Raw genomic sequence first — 19094 nt, 5'->3', positions numbered from 1 at the left:
AATGCTCAACCTGATCCTTGGCGGCGCCCGTTCGGGCAAGAGCCGCCTGGCCGAACAACTGGCGGTGCAGAGCGGCCTGGCGGTCACCTACATCGCCACCAGCGAACCGCTCGACGGCGAGATGAATGCACGGGTGCAGTTGCACCGCGAGCGGCGTCCGGCCGAGTGGGGATTGATCGAAGAGCCGCTGGAGTTGGCGCGGGTGCTGCGTGCCACTGCCAGTGCCGAGCGCTGCCTGCTGGTTGATTGCCTGACCCTGTGGCTGACCAACCTGCTGATGCTCGACAACCCTGAGCGCCTGGCGGCCGAACGCACGGCGCTGCTCGAGTGCCTGGCAGCGTTGCCGGGCGAAATCATACTGGTCAGCAACGAAACCGGCCTGGGCGTAGTGCCCATGGGCGAGCTGACCCGCCGTTATGTCGATGAAGCAGGCGCGCTGCACCAGGCCATTGCCGAGCGCTGCCAGCGCGTGGTGCTGACTGTCGCCGGCTTGCCGCTTACCCTGAAAGGACCTGCACTATGAGTCAAACCTGGTGGCGTGAAGCCTGTCGAGCTGTCGACCCGATTGTTCGCGAACAGGCCCTGGCGCGGCAACAGCAACTGACCAAGCCGGCAGGCTCGCTGGGTCGCCTGGAGCAGCTGGCAGTGCAACTGGCCGGCTTGCAAGGCCAGCTCAAGCCGAGCGTCGAGCAGGTGTGGATCGCGATTTTTGCCGGCGATCACGGTGTGGTCGCCGAAGGCATCTCGGCTTACCCGCAGGCGGTGACCGGGCAGATGCTGCTCAATTTCGTCAGCGGCGGTGCTGCAATCAGCGTGCTGGCGCGGCAGCTGAATGCTCAACTGGAAGTGATCGACCTGGGTACCATCGACCTGGCCCTAGAGCTGCCGGGCGTGCGCCACCTGCGCGTCGGCCCGGGCACGGCCAACTTCGCCCAGGTACCGGCGATGACCTACGATCAAGGCCTGCAGGCTCTGCAAGGCGGGCGCGAGAGTGCCCTGCGCGCAGCCGCCAGCGGCGCCCGGTTGTTTATCGGCGGCGAGATGGGTATCGGCAACACCACCGCCGCCAGCGCCCTGGCCTGCGCCGTGCTCGGCTGCCCGGCAAGCGAGCTCAGTGGTCCGGGTACCGGCCTGGACGCCGCCGGTGTGCGGCACAAGGCCGAGGTCATCGAGCGCGCCTTGCTGCAGCATGCCAATCTTGGCGACGACCCGCTGCAGCGGCTGTTGTGTTTTGGCGGTTTCGAGATCGCCGCGCTGGTCGGCGCCTACCTGGGTTGCGCCCAGGCCGGTGTCGCGGTGCTGGTGGATGGGTTTATCTGCACCGTTGCCGCGCTGGTGGCGACGCGTATCAATCCGGGTTGCCGCGACTGGCTGCTGTTCGGCCATCGCGGCGCCGAGCCCGGTCATCGCCGGGTGCTCGCCGAACTCGACGCCGAGCCGCTGCTGGAGCTGGGCCTGCGCCTGGGCGAGGGCAGTGGTGCGGCACTGGCGGTGCCGCTGTTGCGCCTGGCCTGTGACCTGCACGGGCAGATGGCGACCTTCGCCGAAGCTGCGGTAGCGGACCGCCCGGCATGATCATCGACCTGCTGCGCCACGGAGAAACCGAACTGGGCGGCGGCCTGCGCGGTAGCCTCGACGATGCCCTGACTGACAAGGGCTGGGCGCAGATGCGCGCGGCGGTGAGTGATGCCGGCCCTTGGGATGCATTGGTCAGCTCGCCATTGCAGCGCTGCGCACGCTTTGCCCAGGAGCTGGGCGCGCAGTTGAACCTGCCGCTGCAGCTGACGCCGGGGCTGCAAGAGCTGCATTTCGGTGAGTGGGAAGGGCGCAGCGCGGCAGCGCTGATGCTCACCCATGAAGCCGAGCTCGGCCGGTTCTGGGCTGACCCTTATGCCTACACACCGCCAGGTGGCGAGCCGGTGGCGGATTTCTCCGTACGGGTGTTGCAGGCCATCAGCGCCTTGCACCAGGCCCATGCCGGCCAGCAGTTGCTGCTGGTCACCCACGGCGGCGTCATGCGCCTGTTGCTGGCCCGCGCCCGTGGCCTGCCGCGTGAACAGCTGCTGCAGGTCGAAGTGGTCCATGGCGCCTTGTGCCGCCTGGAACTGCTGGCCGACGGCAGCCTGCGCGAGGTGTGCTGAGATGCTGGGGTTCTGGATCGCCCTGCAGTTTCTCAGCAGCTTGCCGGTGCGCCTGCCGGGCCTGCCGGCGCCGGAACAAATGGGCCGCTCATTGCTGTTTTACCCGCTGGTAGGGCTGTTGTTCGGGGTGGTGCTCTGGGGGTTGAACGCGCTGCTGGCCGGTAGCCCGGTGCTGTTGCACGCCGCCTTGCTGCTCAGCGCCTGGGTGCTGCTCAGCGGCGCCTTGCACCTGGACGGCCTGGCCGACAGCGCCGATGCCTGGCTCGGCGGTTTCGGCGACCGCGAACGTACCTTGCTGATCATGAAAGACCCGCGCAGCGGGCCGATTGCCGTGGTCACCCTGGTACTGGTGCTGTTGCTCAAGTTCTGCGCCTTACTGGCGTTGATCGAGCGCGGTGATGGGCTGCTGCTGTTGCTCGCACCGCTGATCGGCCGCGCGGCGTTACTGGGCTTGTTCCTGTGCACGCCCTATGTGCGCAGCGGCGGGCTTGGCCAGGCGCTTGCCGATCATTTGCCGCGCCGGGCGGGCCAGTTGGTGATGCTCGTCAGTGCGTTGGCCTGTGTGCTGCTGGCAGGGCTCAAGGGTATAGGGGTGCTGCTGGTTGCCGCCATCGTCTTCGCCTGGCTGCGCCACGTGATGGTGCGCCGTCTGGGTGGCACCACCGGTGATACCGCCGGGGCCCTGCTCGAGCTGCTGGAGCTGGCGGTATTGATCGCTTTGGTGCTGTGAGCGGCGAATAAAAGCTTGCAGTTGCCAAAGTGCGGGTATATACACGCATTATGTTGACCAGCGAATGCATCTGCACCCACCTGCGTCGCGCCGCCCGTGGGGTGAGCCGACACTACGACGAGGCCCTCGAAGGCTTCGGGATCAATGTCGCGCAGTTTTCCCTGTTGCGTCATTTACGCCGCCTGGATCAACCGAGTATTTCCACCCTGGCCGAGGCCATGGGCCTGGACCGCAGCACCTTGGGGCGCAACCTGCGGGTACTGGAAGCCGAGGGCCTGGTGGCCCTGGCCGAAGGGCAGGACCTGCGCAACCGTATCGTGTTGCTGACCGAGCAGGGCCGGGCACGCCTGCAAGCGGCGGAGCCGGCCTGGGAGCAAGCGCAAAGCGGCTTGATCGAGACCCTCGGCGAAGGTCAGCGTGACGAACTGGTGCGCCTGCTGGAGCTGTTGGCCTGAGCTTTTTACGAGTATAAGCGGGTATATACCCGCATAACCTTGCGGCACTGGAGACAACAAAAATGACATCAGTATGGCGAACCAGTGGGTGGATTCTGCTTGGCGCGGCGCTGATCCTGGCCTTGTCGCTGGGCGTGCGGCACGGCTTTGGCCTGTTCCTGGCGCCGATGAGCGCCGACTTTGGCTGGGGCCGCGGCGTGTTTGCCTTTGCCATTGCCTTGCAGAACCTGATCTGGGGACTGGCCCAGCCGTTTGCCGGAGCCCTGGCCGATCGCCTCGGTGCTGCCAAGGTGGTGATGGTCGGCGGTATTCTTTATGCCGCCGGCCTTGTGCTGATGGGCATGTCCGACTCGGCCCTGACCCTGTCGCTCAGTGCCGGTTTGTTGATCGGTATCGGCCTGTCGGGCACCTCGTTTTCGGTGATCCTCGGCGTGGTTGGCCGTGCCGTGCCGGCAGAAAAACGCAGCATGGCCATGGGCATTGCCAGCGCCGCCGGCTCCTTCGGCCAGTTCGCCATGCTGCCGGGTACGCTCGGCCTGATCGGCTGGCTGGGCTGGTCGGCGGCCTTGCTGGTGCTGGGTTTGCTGGTGGCCTTTATCGTGCCGCTGGTAGGGCTGCTGCGTGATCGTCCGCTGCCCAGCCAGGGCAATGACCAGACCCTCGGCCAGGCCCTGCGCGAAGCCTGCTCGCACTCCGGTTTCTGGCTGCTGGCCCTGGGCTTTTTCGTCTGTGGTTTCCAGGTGGTGTTCATCGGCGTGCACCTGCCGGCCTACCTGGTCGACCAGCACCTGCCGGCGACCATCGGCACCACAGTGCTGGCGCTGGTCGGGCTGTTCAATATCGTCGGCACCTACACCGCCGGCTGGCTGGGCGGGCGCATGTCCAAGCCGCGGTTGCTGACCGCGCTGTACCTGCTGCGCGCGGTGGTCATTGTGCTGTTCCTATGGGCGCCAATCAGCCAGTTCAGCGCCTACCTGTTCGGCATTGCCATGGGCCTGCTGTGGCTGTCGACTGTACCCTTGACCAACGGCACCGTGGCCACCCTGTTTGGTGTGCGCAATTTGTCGATGCTCGGCGGTATCGTCTTCCTGTTCCACCAGCTGGGGGCATTTCTGGGCGGCTGGCTGGGCGGGGTGGTGTATGACCGCACCGGCAACTACGATTTGGTCTGGCAGATTTCCATCCTCCTCAGCCTGCTCGCCGCAGCGCTGAACTGGCCAGTACGTGAACGCCCGGTAGCGCGCTTGCAGGCGCAGGCAGCATGAAGCGGGTCGCCATTGGCAGCCTGCTCGGCCTCGCCGCGCTATTGCTGCTGGCGCTGGCCTGGTGGGGCTGGCATGAGGGCGGCCTGGCGTTGATGCAGTTGGGCATGGGCGTGTGCTAGGAGTACTCTGAATACTTCGGGAACGTTCGAGGGAGAGAGACGATGCGCGCACGCTGGATGTTGGTTCCGTTGTTGACCTTGGCCGCTGCGGCCAATGCCCTGGCCGCTGATTGCCCGGCGCTGCTCAAGGGCTCGTTGCCGGAGCTGCGCGGCAAGGAGCAGATCGACCTGTGCCAGCGTTTTGCAGGCAAGCCGCTGGTGGTGGTCAATACCGCCAGCTATTGCGGCTTTGCCCCGCAGTTCGAGGGACTTGAAAGCGTCTACAAGGAGTACCACGAACAGGGCCTGGAAATGCTCGGGGTACCGTCCAACGACTTCAAGCAGGAAGACGCCGATGCCGAGAAAACCGCCAAGGTCTGCTACGCCAACTATGGCGTGACCTTCACCATGACCCAGGCCCGGCCCGTGCGTGGCGACGATGCCGCGCCGCTGTTCAAGGAACTGGCCGCGCAGAGCAGTGCGCCGAAGTGGAATTTCTACAAGTACGTGGTTGATCGCCAGGGCAAGGTTGTGGCCAATTTCACCAGCCTGACCAAGCCGGATGACCCGGCGTTCAAGGCGGCGATTGAAAAGGCCATTGCTTCCCGGCCCTGAGCGGCGTCAGTGGCTCGGGTGCACGGTCCAGGCCACCAGCTTGAGCACGATCGGGCGCACCACCAGCACACAGGCAAAGGCTACTGGCATGGCCAGTTGATAGGCTTTGAGCACGTTGCCCAGGTACTGCTCGTTGATGCCTGCGTTGGCGGCGGTAATCACGAAGCACATCAACAGGGCCATGATTGCCGACATGTAGAAGGCAAACACGTAGGGGGTGGCGCGAACGCCGAGTTTGCGCCGGGGGCGGGCGCTGGTCTGGAAGGTCATGCTGACTCCTTCTGGTGGGTGAGGGGGCAGCCTAGCAAGGCGGTGTCGGGCTGCGGTAGACGAGCTGGACTTAGGTCTTTATAAAGAAGATCTTACGAATGCTTGGATGCCGTCATGAACCTGCTCGGTTCGATCAAGAGTTTCATCAAGGTGGTCGAGGCCGGCAGCATCGCCGGTGGCGCTCGCAGCCTGGGCTTGAGTGCCGCCGCGGTGAGCCAGAATATCGCCCGCCTGGAAGCCCACCTGCAGGTGCGCCTGCTGTCGCGTACCACGCGCAGTATGGTGCTGACGCCCAGTGGCAGCCTGTACTACGACAAGGTCAAGCACATCGAGCGCGACCTCGAGCAGGCCCAGCAGGCGGTCACCGCCCCGGATTGCGAGCCCAAGGGGCGCTTGTGCATCGCTTCGTCGTCGGCCTTTGGCCGCCATGTACTGGCGCCGCTGATTCCGGCCTTCAGTGCACGCTACCCGCAGCTTTCAATTGAATTGGTTACGAATGATCGGCGGGTCAACCACGCCCAGGAAGGCGTTGATGTCAGTATCCGCATCCAGCCACAGCTCGAAGACGGCCTGCTGGCCCGGCACATTGCCCGGGTGCCGTTCATTTGTTGCGCTTCCCCGGGCTATCTGGCGGCGGCCGGTTGGCCACAGTCGCCAGAACAGCTCAAGGAGCATCGCTGCCTGGTGTTTCGCTACCCGGTGGATGGGCGCTTCTTGCGCTGGGGCTTTGTCCGCGAGGGGCTGCGTTTTGATGCCGAGTTCGACAAGGTGCTGATCAGCGATGACATCGACGTACTGACGCAGATGGCGGTGCGCGATGGCGGTATCGCTCGCCTGGCCGAGTTCGTCGCCCGGCCCTTGCTCGAGCGTGGCCAGCTGGTGGCGTTGTTCGAGTATTCGCAGCCGGCACGGGCCTACGCCCAGACCGAACCGATGGATATCTACCTGTGCGTGGCCGACCGTTTCGCCTTGAGCCCCAAGGTGCGGGCGTTCATGGAGTACCTCCAGCTGGAAGTCGGGCACGCCTGGCCGATTGCTCAGGCATAAAAAAACCGCCGATGACGGCGGTTTTTCGTTGCGGCGCTGTTATCAGAAGCGATAGGTCAGCGACGCGCCAATACCGTGAGCGCTGTTTTCGTACTTGGCGTTGTACGAACCCTTGGTCGGGCTGGCCAGGTTGACCTTGGTGTCTTCTTCCCACAGGTAGGAGTACGCCACGTCGATGGTCATGTCGTCGGTTGGGCTGTAGCCGGCGCCCAGGCTGAAGATCTTGCGATCGCCAGTCGGGATGCGTGGCGAACGGTCGTGGTTGTTGGTCGGCGACTGGTCGACGGTGAAGCCGGTACGCAGTACCCACTCCTTGTTCAGCTTGTAGGACGCGCCGATGGCGTGGGCCCAGGTGTCGTGCCAGTTCTGCTCTTCGCTGATGGTGCCGAACTGGCCGGCCAGCGGGGCAGGAACCTTGTTGGTGACGGTGATGGCTTCCAGGCGGCTCCAGCGGGTCCAGGTGCTACCAGCATAGATAGTCCACTGGTCATCCAGCTCGTGGGTAACCGAGAAGTCGACCGATTCAGGGGTCTTGATCTTCAGTTCAGCGTCGAACTTGCTGCCGCTGAACGGGCCGATCAGGGCGTTGTTGATTTTGGTGTTGCCTTCGAGCTTGTAGTCGACCATCGAGTGGTAGGTCAGGCCCAGGCGGGTCTTGTCGGTGGCCTGGACCAGCACGCCGATGTTGTAGCCGACGGCAGTGTCGTCACCCTTGATTTTCACTTCGCCATCGTTGAAACCCGGGGTGCGCGGGTTGAGGGTGTTGGCGCTGAGCTCACCCTTGATCTTGTTGATGGTCGGGCCGAAACCGATCGACACCTTGTCATTGAAGGCGTAGCTGATGGTTGGCTGGAAGGTGACCACTTCAACGTGGCTTTTCTTGCCCCAGTAACGGCTGGCGGCAGTGCTCTCGTAATCGGTGACCAGGCCGAACGGCGCGTAGACACCGAAACCGACGGTCCAGTGATCATCCAGAGGCTTGACGTAGTAGCCCATGGGTACGCCAACGAACGGCACCATGTCGCCGTCGGTGGTGCCACCTGGGCGCCCGCCGCCGGAAATATCGGACTTGGCGATGACGGCTGCGCCGCCAACGGTGATCTGCTCGCGTTTCAGGCGCGACATACCGGCAGGGTTGCCGAATACGGTGCTGGCATCATCGGCAGAAGAAGAACGACCCGCGAAACCTGTGCCCATGCCACTGACGCTTTGTTCGTTGAGGGCAAAGCCACTGGCGAACAGTTGAGTCGAGGCGAGAGTGACGGCGAGGCTGAGAGAGGTTTTGAGCATTACTTTTTTCATTATTAGAACTCCTTGGGATCTCCGGGGCGAAAATTACCATCAGTTCGCCCGCAGCGCTATAGGCTGTATCGCAGGAGATAGAGCGGTTTTGTAGGACAATCCGACCAAAATGGCGGGAATTTTCCGATTATGGAAAGCAGTGACTCTCAGCAGGCCTGAAGAGTCACAGGGGCGATGCAGGTTTGCCAGGCGCAGGTGAAATCGCGCAGGCGCCCCTGAGGCTGGAAGGTTTGTCGCCAGATACGTGCAAGCCCGAGCAGATCGTCGGCGGCGGGCAGTTCGGGGGCTTGTTCTTCGATCAGCATCCAGGCGATGGCGGTGGCATAGCGCAGGTTTACGGTCAGTTCCAGGTGCGGGCCGCTGAGGAAGGCATGCTGGCTGGCAAGGCCACGGACCAGGCTGGCGAGATCCGGGTCGCGGGCCAGGAACTGGTCCCAGAGGCTTTGGTGGCGCAGTTCGCCAATGCGGTACAGGCCGTGGCCGCGGCGGTCGTGCAATGCTGAGCCGAGTGCTGACTGGCTGGCGGCGACGCCGAGCAGCAGGGCTTCGGCGCTGGCGCAGTGGCGACCCAGGTAGATCAGGGTCGGACGAATGACAAACTGGCTCAACTCGCTCGCGGCGATACCCATGATGCCCTCGAACTTGAAATTGGCCGGCGGACGCTGGAGCTTGGCAGCTGGAGAGTCGGTCAGGCCCGCCGGAAGCGGCCTTTGCCGCTTGAGTTGAAGTGTAGTGTCATATTCGCGCTGTAAAGGCCTGTTTTTAAAACATTTGCGGCTTTTAGTTATAAATCATATGCCGTGCGGCAATTAGTGATTGTTGGGCGCCAGGCATAAAAAAGCCCCGCCAGAGGGCGGGGCTTGAGCGTTTGCAGCGTCGTGCGGATCAGGCCACCAGGGCCTGACGGGTGCGCTCGATAACGGCCTGCAGCGGCTCGGCTTCGGAGTATTGCTCCGGGTACAGGCGCTCGCTGTGCCGGGCAATGCCGTGCTCGTTGACCAGGGTGAAGCTGAAGCCGCCTTTGCGCGACGCCAGGATCAAGCAGTTCAGAGGGGCAAATGCCTGGGAAAGGGTGCGAATGGCAGCCTGAGTATGAGTAGAGTGATTCATAGTTATTAGATGTTCCTGCAATAGACACGGTTTCGATCCGTGCACATATAAAACGTTCCAGTAACGCGAGCATTTAAGCCGGTGCGAAGAACCTGACTGGAACAGGGCAGCCAGTTTTGGGCGCATTTATCATGTGGCGCTGGGGCTGACTGGTAGGTACGTCAGAGGACAGGCAACAGCCAGGGTCGGGTTCAATGCCGCTGGGTGAAGATCCTGATCAATCTGCAGGTTGGTTCGGTCAGAGTAAGAAGTGATTTACCTGGGGAACCATCGAGTGGGCCGGTCCTGGTTTCAACAGGCCTGTCCGATGTGAGGGGGCAGGGCACTGTAAGGACTGCTTTGGCCAGAATTGACTTTCAGCTTGGTACTAACGGCGGCAAGACTACCGCAGTTTTGCGTTGCTGGCAAGCTTTTTGGCTTTTCGTCTGGCGAGCCGATCAGTATGTCGCGTTCCAGGCTGTCTGTGAAGGGCTAATTCGCCGGCTTTGCAGTGCAACAAGGCAGGGAACGTGCCAATTTCGTGCAGGGAAATGCCTCGCTAAAGGGCGGTTGTGCACACTTGGGGCAGCCCTTGTTACAGCGCTGCAACAAGGCGGCAAGTGGCCGCCAATGACTTGGCCGTTGCCTTAAGTCAATGAAAAAAAACACTTATTTTAGCTGGTGAAAAAATCGACAGTTTGACTGAAAGCCCCATTCCATAGGGGTTTGCGGGGAGGTTTAGGGGGTTGTCCACCGAGTTATCCACAGCTTCTGTGGATTGTCCCGAGCGCTTGCTCTAGGACGGGCGTGCCAGCTTTTTGGCCGGTGTCCGACAATCCTTCGACCGTCTTCCGTCAGGGACAAAATACCCGTCCTGACGTCAAGAAAAAAACACTGAAATATTTTGAAAAAAGTGCAGAAAAGCACCGGGCCATTGTCAGAAAAATGGAGTAGAGTGGCGCGCCTCTCGAGTTGCCTTCGCTGTTTTTTATGAAGTTTCGCTCCAAAAACCTCGTTGCCCCCACTGCCCAGTCGCCTCTGCCCGAGCCCAAGCGCTTCTCCTTGAAAGTGGCCTTGTGGTTGCTCGACAGCCCGCGCCTGGGTGACAACCCCAACGTCAAGCACTTTGCCGGGCGCTTGCTCAAGCAGCCAGCGCGCCAGGGCGTGGTGGTGGCCCAGAGCCGCCTGGGGCAGATGCTCTGCCGTGATTGCGGCAATGCCCGCGACCGCCGGATCGGCCACGAACTGCTGCGCCAGGCGGCGCGCGCCGGTGATCGCCGGGCCCAGCTCGAGTACGGCCGGCTGTGCGCCTTGGGGCAACTGAACGAACCCGCCCAGGGCCGCTACTGGCTCGAACAGGCCGCTGCCCAGGGTTCGCAGGAGGCCTTGCGCCTGCTCAGGCAATTGCCTGAAGCCTGAATGCGGCGCGTGCGCCCAAGGCTGATAAGCTGAGCCGTTGATCGTTGGCCGAGGGAGATCGGGGTGGCTATGGCAGTGGATCTGACCAGCATTGTGCTGGGTATTGTGGTGGCGGCCGTGCCGTCGCTGGCGCTGGTGCTGCAGGTGCAACGGCGCCTGAGTGCGCGCCAGGCCGACGCGGCCTTGCTTGAGGAGCGCCTGAGCAGTGTGCAGCTGGCTCAGGAAGGCTTGCTCGCCCAGCTCGATGCCAGCCGCGACGAAATCAGCGACCTGAGCCAGGCCAATGCCGCCAAGCAGGCGACGCTGGCCGCTCAGGCCCGTGAGCTTGAATTGCTGCAGATCGATCGCGACGAAGCGCGCGATGCCGCCCATGCCTGGCAGCTCGAACGCGCCAGCCGCGAAGCCGAATTGCGTCGCCTGGACGCCCAGAGCGCAGCCCTGAGCGCCGAGCTGCGCGAACAGCAGGAAAGCCATCAGCAACGCCTCGACGACCTGCAGGGCTCGCGTGACGAGCTGCGGGCGCAGTTCGCCGAAATGGCCACGAAGATTTTCGATGAGCGCGAACAGCGCTTCGCCCAGACCAGCCAGCAGCACCTGGGGCAGTTGCTCGACCCGCTCAAGGAGCGCATCCAGGCCTTTGAAAAGCGCGTCGAAGACAGCTATCAGCAAGAGGCCCGCGAGCGCTTCTCGCTGGCCAAGGAGCTTGAACGCCTGCAGCAGCTCAACCTGCGCCTGAGCGATGAGGCCACCAACCTGACCCAGGCGCTCAAGGGCCAGAAGACCCAGGGCAACTGGGGCGAGCTGATTCTGGAGCGGGTGCTGGAGCACGCCGGGCTTGAGAAGGGCCGCGAGTACCAGACCCAGGTCAGCCTCAAGAGCGCCGACGGCGAGCGCTTTCAGCCCGACGTGCTGATCATGCTGCCGGGCGACAAACAGGTGGTGGTCGACTCCAAGGTCAGCCTCACCGCCTACCAGCAGTACGTTGGCGCCGACGACAGCGAGATTGCCCAGGCCGCGCTCAAGCAGCACGTGCTGTCGCTGCGCAACCATGTCAAAGGTTTGTCCGGCAAGGATTACAACCGCCTCGAAGGCCTGCACAGCCTGGATTTCGTCCTGCTCTTCGTGCCTATCGAGGCGGCGTTTTCGGCCGCCTTGCAGGCAGAGCCGAACCTGTTCCAGGAAGCCTTCGACCGCCAGATCGTGATCGTCAGCCCGACCACCTTGCTGGCCACCTTGCGGGTTATCGACAGCCTCTGGAAGCAGGAGCGCCAGAGCCAGAACGCCCGGGAGATCGCCGAGCGTGCCGGTTGGCTGTACGACAAGTTCGTGCTGTTCATCCAGGACCTGGACGAGCTTGGCAGCCGCCTGCAGCAGGTCGACAAAGCCTATAGCGCGGCGCGCAACAAGCTCTGCGAAGGGCGCGGCAACCTGATCAGCCGCAGCGAACAGCTCAAGCTGCTCGGTGCCCGGGCCAGCAAGAGCCTGCCGGCCGACCTGCTCGAGCGCGCCATGAGCGAAGGCGACCCGCTGGCTGCCAGCGCCCTTACTGGACCAGGCTCAGATGCCGATTGAGCAGGGCGCGCAAGGCCGCTGGCTTGACCGGCTTGGCCAGGTAGTCGAGCCCTGCGGCATGCACCTGGGCGACCATCTCGCTGCGCCCGTCGGCGCTGATCACCACGCCGGGGACCGGCTCGCCCAGGCGTGTGCGTAACCAGGCCATCAGCTCGGTGCCGACCTCGCCGTCGTCCAGGTGGTAGTCCACCAGCGCCAGGTGCGGGCGCAGGCCGCTTGCCAGCAAGGCTTCACACTCGGCGCGATTGCGCGCGATGGATACCTGGCAGCCCCAGCGGCTGAGCAGGCTGTTCATGCCGATGAGGATGCTGTCTTCGTTGTCGACGCACAGCACCTGCAGGCCTGCCAATGGCTGCCCGGCCTGTTCGGCAGGGCTGGCCACCGGGGCCGCCGGCGCCGTGGCCAGCGGCACGCTGACGCGGAACACGCTGCCCTTGCCCGGCCACGACTGCACCTCGAGCGGATGGCCAAGCACCTTGCACAGGCCATCGGCGATCGCCAGGCCCAGCCCCAGGCCTTTTTCCGCGCGGGTCTGGTGGCTGTCCAGGCGTTTGAATTCCTCGAAGATCACCTGCAGCTTGTCGTCGGCGATGCCGCTGCCACGGTCCCAGACCTCCAGCCACAAGCGCCCCTGCTGGCGGCGCACGCCGAGCAGAATCGGGCTCTTGCCATAGCGGAAGGCGTTGGTGAGGAAGTTCTGCAGAATCCGGCGCAGCAGTTTCATGTCGCTCTGCACCCGCAGGCGGCTGCCGCGCAGGCGGAAATCCAGGCCTTGCTGCTGGGCCAGGACCTTGAATTCGGCGCCGAGGGTGTCGAACAGTTCGTTGAGGGCGAAGGGTTTGACGTCCGGGGTGATCTTGCCGTTTTCCAGGCGCGAGATGTCCAGCAGGTCGCTGATCAGCTCTTCGGCCGAACGCAGCGAGCTGTCCATGTGCTGGACCAGTTGCTGGGCATCGGCCGACAGGCCATCGCCCTGATGCGACAGCGCCGCCGAGAACAGCCGCGCGGCGTTCAGCGGCTGCATCAGGTCGTGGCTGACCGCTGCGAGGAAGCGGGTCTTGGACTGGTTGGCGGCCTCGGCGTGGCTCTTGGCTTCGCTCAGTGCCTGGTTCAGTTGCGACAGCTCGTGGGTGCGTTCGGCGACCCGTTGCTCAAGGCTTTCGTTGGCGCCCTTGAGCGCCTGTTCGGCTTCGCGGAACGGGGTGATGTCGGTAAAGCTCATGACAAAGCCGCCGCCGGGCATCGGGTTGCCGATCAGCTCGATCACCCGGCCGTTGGGGAACAAGCGCTCGGAGGTATGCGCACGGCCCTGGCGCATCCAGTGCAGGCGCCTGGCCACGTGCACCTGGGCCTCGCCCGGGCCGCACAGGCCGCGCTCGGCGTTGTAGCGGATAATGTCGGCAATCGGCCGGCCGACGCTGATCAGCCCGTCGGGGTAGTTGAACAGCTCCAGGTAGCGGCGGTTCCAGGCCACCAGGCGCAGCGACTGGTCGACCACGCTGATGCCCTGGCTGATGTTCTCGATTGCCCCTTGCAGCAGGGCGCGGTTGAACTGCAGCACTTCCGAGGCTTCGTCAGCGATGCGCACCACGTCCTCAAGCTGCATGTCGCGGCCTTCGATCGCGGCCTTGACCACTGCGCGGGTCGAGGAGGTACCGAGCACGCCGGCGAGCAGGCGCTCGGTGTGTTCGATCCATTCGCCGTCGGCATTCTGGTTGGGGTTAAAACCCTTGCCCTGGCGATAGGCAAAACGGATGAAACTCTGCCGCGCGCGCTCTTCACCCACAAAGCGCGCAGCCAGGTGCAGCAGGTCGTCGATCTGCACCGCCAGCAGCGACCGGCTGCTGGGGCGGGCGCTGGTCTGCTGGCCGATGAAACGCCCGGCCTGCCAGTGCTCGGACACCCGTGTGCGCGAGAGGATCGACACCCAGGCGAACAGGGTGAAGTTACCCGCCAGCGACAGCACCACGCCTTGGGTCAGCGGCGTGATCGGCAGGTTCAGCGGGTTGCCATGCAGCCAGGCCAGGCCCGGGAACAGCTCCAGCGACCAGCCCAGGCTATGGGCGGCAATCGGCAGCACCAGGGTGTAGAACCACAGGAACACCCCGGCGGCCAGGCCCGCGAACACTCCGCGGCGGTTGGCCTGCTTCCAGTACAGGGCGCCGAGCATGGCCGGGGTCAGCTGGGTCACGGCGGCAAACGCCACCTGGCCGATGGTCGCAAGGCTTGCGGTAGAGCCGAGCAGGCGGTAGCTGACATAGGCCAGCAAAAGGATGACGACGATGGTCACCCGGCGTACCGAGAGCATCCAGTGGCGGAAGGCTTCGAACGGGCGCTCGGCGTTGTTGCGCCGCAGCAGCCAGGGCAGCAGCATGTCGTTGGAAACCATGGTCGACAGCGCCACGGCCTCGACAATGACCATGCCGGTGGCCGCCGACGCGCCGCCGATAAAGGCCAGCAGGGCCAGCGCCGGATGCGCCTCGGCAAGCGGCAGGCTGATCACGAAGGAGTCGGGCAGTACCGAGTCGGGCAGCAGCATCTGCCCGGCCAGAGCGATTGGTACCACGAACAGCGCGGCGAGGATCAGGTACATCGGGAACACCCAGCGCGCCAGGCGTAGGTCCTGGGGTTCGATGTTCTCCACCACGGTGACGTGGAACTGGCGCGGCAGGCAGATGATCGCCATCATCGCCACGCCGGTCTGCACGATCATCGACGGCCAGTTGATGGTTTCGTTCCAGAAGCCTTCCAGGCGTGGCGCCAGTTGCGCCTTGCTGAACAGGTCTTCGAAACCGTTGAACAGGCCGAAGGTGACGAAGGCGCCGACGGCGAGGAACGCCAGCAGCTTGACCAGCGATTCGAAGGCAATCGCCAGGACCATGCCGCGGTGGTGTTCGGTGACGTCCAGGCTACGGGTACCGAAGACAATCGAAAACAGTGCCAGCACCAGCGACACCACCAGCGCGGTGTCCTGCACACGGCTGCCAGTAGCATCGGCACCGGCGCCGATCAGCAGGTTGACGCCAAGCACGATGCCCTTGAGCTGCAAGGCGATGTACGGCAGCACGCCGATCAGGCAGATCAGCGCCACCACCACCGCCAGGCTCTGGGATTTACCGTAGCGGGCGGCGATGAAGTCGGCGATCGAGGTGATGTTTTCCTGTTTGCTGATCAGCACCATCTTCTGCAGCACCCAGGGCGCGAACAGCAGCAGTAGCACAGGGCCCAGGTAGATCGGCAGGAACGCCCAGAGTTGTTCGGCGGCCTGGCCGACGGCGCCGAAGAAGGTCCAGCTGGTGCAGTACACCGCCAGCGACAGGCTGTACACCCAGGCACGCAGGCGCGGCGGCAGCGGTGTGCTGCGGCGGTCGCCGTAAAAGGCGATGGCGAACATGATGGCCATATAGGCCAGGGCGACCACGGCGATCAGCCCACTGGACAGCGACATGACAACTCCGAAACAAAAGGGTGATTCAGCCTGACAGCGAACCTCGATCAATCAGTCTGGCACGCCGCAAAGGCTTCGTCAGCGCCGACGATGGTCGCAGTGGCAGAGCGTCGCAGGGCCTTAGCCGGGCAAGGCCAGGTCAAGCAGGCTGTAGAGCTGTTCCAGGGTCGGCGGGGCTTCGGCGAACAAGGTGCGGTAGACGGTCGGTGCGACCAGCAGATCCAGCAGGCGTTCGATGTCTGGCAGGGCCTCGCCGCGTGCCTGGGCGCGGTCGAGGATGACCTGCAGTTGCCCGCGCAGGATGTTGGTGCAGTAACCCGGGCAGGCGCTGCTGAGCACGTCGCGCATCAGGTTGCGGCCTGGTTCGGAGGTGATTTCGTCGAGGTACTGTTCGGTCCAGGCGCGCAGGTCGGTACGCAGCTCGCCGGTGTCCAGCGGCGCCACGTCAGGCAGCACGCGCTCGACGGCGACATCGGCGAGCAGGGCGGCCAATTCGCCCCAGCGCCTATAGATAGTTGACGGGGTGACGCCGGCGCGAGCGGCAATTTGCGGCACGGTCAGGCTCGCGCGGTCCTGCTCCTTGAGCAGTTCGCGTACCGCCGCATGTACCGATGCCTGCACACGGGCGCTGCGCCCACCCGTGCGGATACCTTCTTTAATCGCCATCGGTCGACCTTAACACAAAGGGTTTGCGTTAAGGAATGAAGGCGAGCAGACTGCGCAAAAGCTAAATAATTGCTTTAGCGGAGTGCTGATCATGTTCATGTTGTTCAAAGCCCCGGCCTCACGGCGTTTTCGTCTGATGTTCCTGGCACTTGCCTTGCTCGGCTTTCTCGCCGCCTCGAGCACCCCGACGCCTTTGTATCACCTGTACCAGCAAGCCTGGCAGTTCTCGGCGGTAACCCTGACGCTGATTTTTGCGGTGTATGCCGTCAGCTTGCTGGCGGCGCTGCTGACAGTCGGTTCGTTGTCGGACTACCTGGGGCGGCGGCCGCTGATCTTCACTGCATTGGTGCTGGAAAGCGTCTCCATGCTGTTGTTCCTGCAGGCCGACAGTGTCGGCTGGTTGATTGCTGCGCGCATTCTGCAAGGCTTCGCCACCGGCATGGCCACCAGCGTGCTGGGCGCTGCGTTGCTGGATATCGATCGCGAGCAGGGGCCGTTGGTCAACAGCCTGACGCCCTTGCTCGGCATGGCCAGCGGCGCCCTGGGTACCAGCCTGCTGGTGGAATTTGCGCCGTGGCCGCTGCGTTTGGCCTACTGGCTGTTGCTCGGCTTGTTCGTCACGCTGGCGTTGCTGGTGTGGCATCTGCCCGAGAGCGTCAGCCGCCAGCCCGGCGCCCTGGCATCCTTGCGTCCGGCCCTGCATGTACCGCCCCAGGCGCGGGCTGCAGTGCTGCGTATGCTGCCGGTGAACGTCGCCGGTTGGGCGCTGGGTGGGTTCTTCCTGTCGCTGGCGCCATCACTGGCGCGCGAGGCCACCGGGGCAACCTCGAATTTGGTGGGCGGAGGCCTGGTGGCGGCGTTGACGGTGACCGGCGCCGTGGCGATCTACCACCTGCGGCTGCGTCCGGCCGGGCAGATCCTGCGCCTGGGCACAGGGGTGTTGCCGGTCGGGATGCTGTTGATCCTGCTGGCGTTGCATCGCGGTGAGCTGGGGCTGTTTTTCCTCGCTACTGTAGTCACAGGCATCGGCTTTGGCGCCAGCTTCCTTGGAGCGTTGCGTAGCATCATGCCGCTGGCCGAGGCCCACGAACGCGCCGGGCTGATGGCGACGTTCTATGTGCTGAGCTACCTGGCGTTCTGCGTGCCGGCCATGCTGGCCGGGTGGATGGTGCGCAGCTTCGGCCTGGTGCCGACAGGCGAGGTGTATGCCTTGGCGGTGATCATTTTGTGCGCCGTTGCGGCGGTTCTGAGTTTGCCGCTGCGGGCTTTGTCCCGCGGCTGACTGTATTGGCCTCATCGCGGGGCAAGCCCGCTCCTACAGGATTTCATTGATCCTCTGTGGGAGCGGGCTTGCCCCGCGATGCTTTTAGTCCGAGAAAACCCGTTGCACGCCACCCCCGTCAATCACCGCATCGCTCACTGTGGCTTCGGCGCAGCGCAGCAGTTGGCCTGCGTGCAGCAGGGCCTCTTCGGCAGGTATGCCTTCGCGGACGCTGAACATGCGGTTGGTGCCGAACGATGTGCTCGCGGTGGTCGTCTCGGTCAGGTCGAGACTAGGGGGATCGGGGACGATTTTCTTCATGGGTAACCTCTGTCAGTGGCGCAACCATCTTTCGCTGCTAAACGAAAGGTGGCAGCTGTACGCGGGTTAGCAGACCGGTGACAGAGAACCGGCGCACCCGAATACCGAGCCCGCGGCTGACTGTATTGGCCTCATCGCGGGGCAAGTCGGGTCGCCGCACCGCCGCTCCCACTGGTTCATCGCAGACACCGCGATGCTTTAATTCGGCGCTCGCCGGGCCCCCAGGTAATAGAACAGCGCCGCCAGCAACACCGAAAGAATCAGCAGGTAAAAGGTCGCCACCGGCACCAGGTGCGCGAGGGCAAAGCCGCAGATCACCGGGCCCAGCGCCGCGCCGAGGTTGGACAGGTTTTGCGCGCCGTAATACACGCCGCGCAGATGTTCCGGGGCGATGCTGTCGATGAACATGTACTCGGCGGGGATGACGATGATCTCGCCAAGGGTGAACACCAGCATCGCCAGGCACCAGGCCAGCAGCGTTTGCGCCAGCGAGAAGCCCAGCAGGCCAACCAGAAACAGCGCCATGCCGGCCATCAGCCAGGGCATCAACTGGCGGCTGCTGATGCGCCGGCCAATCACGTACTGCAGGGCAATTACCGTGACCGCGTTGGTGGCCACCAGGTAGCTGATGTAGCGCGCCGCCTCGCTGGCGCTGCTGGTTACCACCAGGTACTGCGACAGGTAGGCGGTGAACTGGCCGAACACCACCGCGCTCAAGGCGCCACCGAGGGTGAAGCAGATCAGCCGGCGATCTTTGACCAGTTGCCCGCCAACGCTGAAAAAGCCGGCCTGTTCGCCGCCTTCGACCCGCGCCCGCGCCGCGCGCTCGCCCCAGCGCTGGTAGCTCAGGCACATGGCCAGGCCCAGCAGCGCCGAGAGCAGGAACGGCAGGTGATCGTCCAGCAGCACCAGCGCCACGCCGACAAAGGGCCCGACCGCGTAGGCGACGTTGCTCAGGGTGTACTTGATCGAGAACACCTCGCTGCGTTCTTCCAGCGGCAGCAGTGCACAGAAGCCGGCTTTGGCGGCGATGTCCACCACCGCCAGGGCCAGGTTGATCAGCACCAGGCAGGTGAAGAACAGGCTCAGTTCGCGGCTGACCACCGCACCGACAAAGGCCAAAGTAAAGGTCAGGGTCGCGGCGATGATCACCGTGTAGCTGCGCAGGGTGTCGATCAGGTAGCCGCCATACAGGCTCAGCAACGAGGCGACAATCAGCGCGCCGCCGATCATCAGGCCGATGCCGCTGATATCCAGGGCGAAGTTCTGCGCCAGGTAGACCACCAGGTAGGGCAGGGTGATTGCACGGGCGAGGGTGAGGATGAAGGTAGTTGCCAGCAGCAGGCGTACCTGCGCCGAGTAACCTTTGATAGCGGTGAGCATTGAGTGGCCACG

20 protein-coding genes are annotated in these 19094 nt (G+C 64.0%); 12 read left to right on the top strand and 8 right to left on the bottom strand.

Translation table 11 applies throughout. The features are described 5' to 3' along the window. The first annotated feature begins 1 nt into the window (after position 1). The 8 genes from cobU (at position 2) to LOY54_RS20630 (ending at position 5304) form a co-directional block, all read left to right on the top strand. Complete coding sequence (gene cobU, locus LOY54_RS20665; RefSeq protein ID WP_213603476.1) at positions 2-523, top strand: bifunctional adenosylcobinamide kinase/adenosylcobinamide-phosphate guanylyltransferase; 522 nt, start codon at positions 2-4, stop codon at positions 521-523. Beyond that, positions 520-1575, top strand: coding sequence for a nicotinate-nucleotide--dimethylbenzimidazole phosphoribosyltransferase (gene cobT / locus LOY54_RS20660; RefSeq protein WP_258607752.1), 1056 nt, complete (start codon positions 520-522; stop codon positions 1573-1575). The genes cobU and cobT overlap by 4 nt, the downstream gene beginning before the upstream one ends. Then, positions 1572-2141: an alpha-ribazole phosphatase family protein gene (cobC, locus tag LOY54_RS20655; protein WP_258607751.1), complete on the top strand. Its 570-nt coding sequence runs from the start codon at positions 1572-1574 to the stop codon at positions 2139-2141. Before cobT ends, cobC begins: the two co-directional genes overlap by 4 nt. Before the next feature lies 1 nt (position 2142). Continuing rightward, positions 2143-2871: an adenosylcobinamide-GDP ribazoletransferase gene (locus tag LOY54_RS20650; RefSeq protein WP_258607750.1), complete on the top strand. Its 729-nt coding sequence runs from the start codon at positions 2143-2145 to the stop codon at positions 2869-2871. A gap of 50 nt (positions 2872-2921) precedes the next feature. Next, entirely contained in the window at positions 2922-3326 is a 405-nt protein-coding gene (locus LOY54_RS20645; RefSeq protein ID WP_045195528.1) for a MarR family winged helix-turn-helix transcriptional regulator, read from the top strand. Positions 3327-3388: 62 nt separating this feature from the next. Next, positions 3389-4591 carry an MFS transporter gene (locus tag LOY54_RS20640; RefSeq protein WP_258607748.1) on the top strand — a complete coding sequence of 401 codons (1203 nt, stop codon included), beginning with the start codon at positions 3389-3391 and terminating at the stop codon, positions 4589-4591. Then, entirely contained in the window at positions 4588-4710 is a 123-nt protein-coding gene (locus tag LOY54_RS20635) for a hypothetical protein (protein ID WP_258607746.1), read from the top strand. The genes LOY54_RS20640 and LOY54_RS20635 overlap by 4 nt, the downstream gene beginning before the upstream one ends. 42 nt (positions 4711-4752) lie before the next feature. After that, a complete protein-coding gene (locus LOY54_RS20630; protein ID WP_258607744.1) occupies positions 4753-5304 on the top strand; it encodes a glutathione peroxidase in 552 nt (183 codons plus the stop codon). Positions 5305-5310: 6 nt separating this feature from the next. On the opposite strand, the gene LOY54_RS20625 is transcribed toward LOY54_RS20630, so the two are convergent. Continuing rightward, a complete protein-coding gene (locus LOY54_RS20625) occupies positions 5311-5574 on the bottom strand; it encodes a DUF2798 domain-containing protein (protein WP_045195522.1) in 264 nt (87 codons plus the stop codon). Positions 5575-5688: 114 nt separating this feature from the next. Here LOY54_RS20625 and LOY54_RS20620 point away from each other — a divergent pair, with 114 nt between their 5' ends. Continuing rightward, the gene (locus LOY54_RS20620) at positions 5689-6621 is read left to right on the top strand and encodes a LysR family transcriptional regulator (protein WP_258607742.1); all 933 of its coding nucleotides are present in this window, start codon (positions 5689-5691) and stop codon (positions 6619-6621) included. Positions 6622-6663: 42 nt separating this feature from the next. On the opposite strand, the gene LOY54_RS20615 is transcribed toward LOY54_RS20620, so the two are convergent. From LOY54_RS20615 to LOY54_RS20605, 3 genes are all read right to left on the bottom strand, one after another. Then, positions 6664-7923, bottom strand: a complete 1260-nt coding sequence (locus LOY54_RS20615) for an OmpP1/FadL family transporter (RefSeq protein WP_045195518.1) — start codon at positions 7921-7923, stop codon at positions 6664-6666. A gap of 146 nt (positions 7924-8069) precedes the next feature. Further along, positions 8070-8552: a hypothetical protein gene (locus LOY54_RS20610; protein ID WP_045195516.1), complete on the bottom strand. Its 483-nt coding sequence runs from the start codon at positions 8550-8552 to the stop codon at positions 8070-8072. A 256-nt stretch (positions 8553-8808) separates the two neighbouring features. Beyond that, on the bottom strand, positions 8809-9033 hold the full coding sequence (locus LOY54_RS20605) for a hypothetical protein (RefSeq protein ID WP_045195514.1): 225 nt from the start codon (positions 9031-9033) through the stop codon (positions 8809-8811). A gap of 969 nt (positions 9034-10002) precedes the next feature. On the opposite strand from LOY54_RS20605, the gene LOY54_RS20600 reads away from it, so the two are divergent. Together LOY54_RS20600 and rmuC are read left to right on the top strand one after the other, a co-directional pair. Beyond that, on the top strand, positions 10003-10431 hold the full coding sequence (locus LOY54_RS20600; RefSeq protein ID WP_093387352.1) for a tetratricopeptide repeat protein: 429 nt from the start codon (positions 10003-10005) through the stop codon (positions 10429-10431). Positions 10432-10614: 183 nt separating this feature from the next. Beyond that, positions 10615-12003, top strand: coding sequence for a DNA recombination protein RmuC (gene rmuC / locus LOY54_RS20595; RefSeq protein ID WP_176794326.1), 1389 nt, complete (start codon positions 10615-10617; stop codon positions 12001-12003). On the opposite strand, the gene LOY54_RS20590 is transcribed toward rmuC, so the two are convergent. After that, positions 11975-15451: a PAS domain-containing hybrid sensor histidine kinase/response regulator gene (locus LOY54_RS20590; RefSeq protein WP_093380333.1), complete on the bottom strand. Its 3477-nt coding sequence runs from the start codon at positions 15449-15451 to the stop codon at positions 11975-11977. The two genes, rmuC and LOY54_RS20590, sit on opposite strands and share 29 nt — an antisense overlap. A 120-nt stretch (positions 15452-15571) precedes the next feature. Then, entirely contained in the window at positions 15572-16117 is a 546-nt protein-coding gene (locus tag LOY54_RS20585) for a TetR/AcrR family transcriptional regulator (protein WP_093380335.1), read from the bottom strand. 91 nt (positions 16118-16208) lie between these two features. On the opposite strand from LOY54_RS20585, the gene LOY54_RS20580 reads away from it, so the two are divergent. Continuing rightward, positions 16209-17399, top strand: coding sequence for an MFS transporter (locus tag LOY54_RS20580; RefSeq protein ID WP_213603483.1), 1191 nt, complete (start codon positions 16209-16211; stop codon positions 17397-17399). Positions 17400-17483: 84 nt separating this feature from the next. Here LOY54_RS20580 and LOY54_RS20575 read toward each other — a convergent pair whose 3' ends face one another. Together LOY54_RS20575 and LOY54_RS20570 are read right to left on the bottom strand one after the other, a co-directional pair. Next, positions 17484-17699, bottom strand: a complete 216-nt coding sequence (locus LOY54_RS20575; protein WP_258607740.1) for a DUF3077 domain-containing protein — start codon at positions 17697-17699, stop codon at positions 17484-17486. Positions 17700-17897: 198 nt separating this feature from the next. Beyond that, positions 17898-19082, bottom strand: coding sequence for an MFS transporter (locus LOY54_RS20570; protein WP_093380337.1), 1185 nt, complete (start codon positions 19080-19082; stop codon positions 17898-17900). Positions 19083-19094 lie beyond the last annotated feature (12 nt).

This window comes from Pseudomonas sp. B21-032, from assembly GCF_024748965.1.
In the GTDB taxonomy this organism is placed as follows: domain Bacteria; phylum Pseudomonadota; class Gammaproteobacteria; order Pseudomonadales; family Pseudomonadaceae; genus Aquipseudomonas.
This window is presented reverse-complemented; position numbering and strand designations above follow the sequence as displayed.

What these genes read in the sequence shown, in the direction of transcription:
- LOY54_RS20605 (WP_045195514.1), bottom strand. Translation starts at nt 9,033, where the DNA reads ATGAATCACTCTACTCATACTCAGGCTGCCATTCGCACCCTTTCCCAG.
- LOY54_RS20590 (WP_093380333.1), bottom strand. Translation starts at nt 15,451, where the DNA reads ATGTCGCTGTCCAGTGGGCTGATCGCCGTGGTCGCCCTGGCCTATATG.
- LOY54_RS20575 (WP_258607740.1), bottom strand. Translation starts at nt 17,699, where the DNA reads ATGAAGAAAATCGTCCCCGATCCCCCTAGTCTCGACCTGACCGAGACG.
- cobC (WP_258607751.1), top strand. Translation starts at nt 1,572, where the DNA reads ATGATCATCGACCTGCTGCGCCACGGAGAAACCGAACTGGGCGGCGGC.
- LOY54_RS20615 (WP_045195518.1), bottom strand. Translation starts at nt 7,923, where the DNA reads ATGAAAAAAGTAATGCTCAAAACCTCTCTCAGCCTCGCCGTCACTCTC.
- LOY54_RS20570 (WP_093380337.1), bottom strand. Translation starts at nt 19,082, where the DNA reads ATGCTCACCGCTATCAAAGGTTACTCGGCGCAGGTACGCCTGCTGCTG.
- LOY54_RS20585 (WP_093380335.1), bottom strand. Translation starts at nt 16,117, where the DNA reads ATGGCGATTAAAGAAGGTATCCGCACGGGTGGGCGCAGCGCCCGTGTG.
- LOY54_RS20645 (WP_045195528.1), top strand. Translation starts at nt 2,922, where the DNA reads ATGTTGACCAGCGAATGCATCTGCACCCACCTGCGTCGCGCCGCCCGT.
- LOY54_RS20625 (WP_045195522.1), bottom strand. Translation starts at nt 5,574, where the DNA reads ATGACCTTCCAGACCAGCGCCCGCCCCCGGCGCAAACTCGGCGTTCGC.
- LOY54_RS20600 (WP_093387352.1), top strand. Translation starts at nt 10,003, where the DNA reads ATGAAGTTTCGCTCCAAAAACCTCGTTGCCCCCACTGCCCAGTCGCCT.
- LOY54_RS20620 (WP_258607742.1), top strand. Translation starts at nt 5,689, where the DNA reads ATGAACCTGCTCGGTTCGATCAAGAGTTTCATCAAGGTGGTCGAGGCC.
- LOY54_RS20630 (WP_258607744.1), top strand. Translation starts at nt 4,753, where the DNA reads ATGCGCGCACGCTGGATGTTGGTTCCGTTGTTGACCTTGGCCGCTGCG.
- LOY54_RS20610 (WP_045195516.1), bottom strand. Translation starts at nt 8,552, where the DNA reads ATGGGTATCGCCGCGAGCGAGTTGAGCCAGTTTGTCATTCGTCCGACC.
- LOY54_RS20640 (WP_258607748.1), top strand. Translation starts at nt 3,389, where the DNA reads ATGACATCAGTATGGCGAACCAGTGGGTGGATTCTGCTTGGCGCGGCG.
- cobU (WP_213603476.1), top strand. Translation starts at nt 2, where the DNA reads ATGCTCAACCTGATCCTTGGCGGCGCCCGTTCGGGCAAGAGCCGCCTG.
- cobT (WP_258607752.1), top strand. Translation starts at nt 520, where the DNA reads ATGAGTCAAACCTGGTGGCGTGAAGCCTGTCGAGCTGTCGACCCGATT.
- LOY54_RS20635 (WP_258607746.1), top strand. Translation starts at nt 4,588, where the DNA reads ATGAAGCGGGTCGCCATTGGCAGCCTGCTCGGCCTCGCCGCGCTATTG.
- LOY54_RS20580 (WP_213603483.1), top strand. Translation starts at nt 16,209, where the DNA reads ATGTTCATGTTGTTCAAAGCCCCGGCCTCACGGCGTTTTCGTCTGATG.
- LOY54_RS20650 (WP_258607750.1), top strand. Translation starts at nt 2,143, where the DNA reads ATGCTGGGGTTCTGGATCGCCCTGCAGTTTCTCAGCAGCTTGCCGGTG.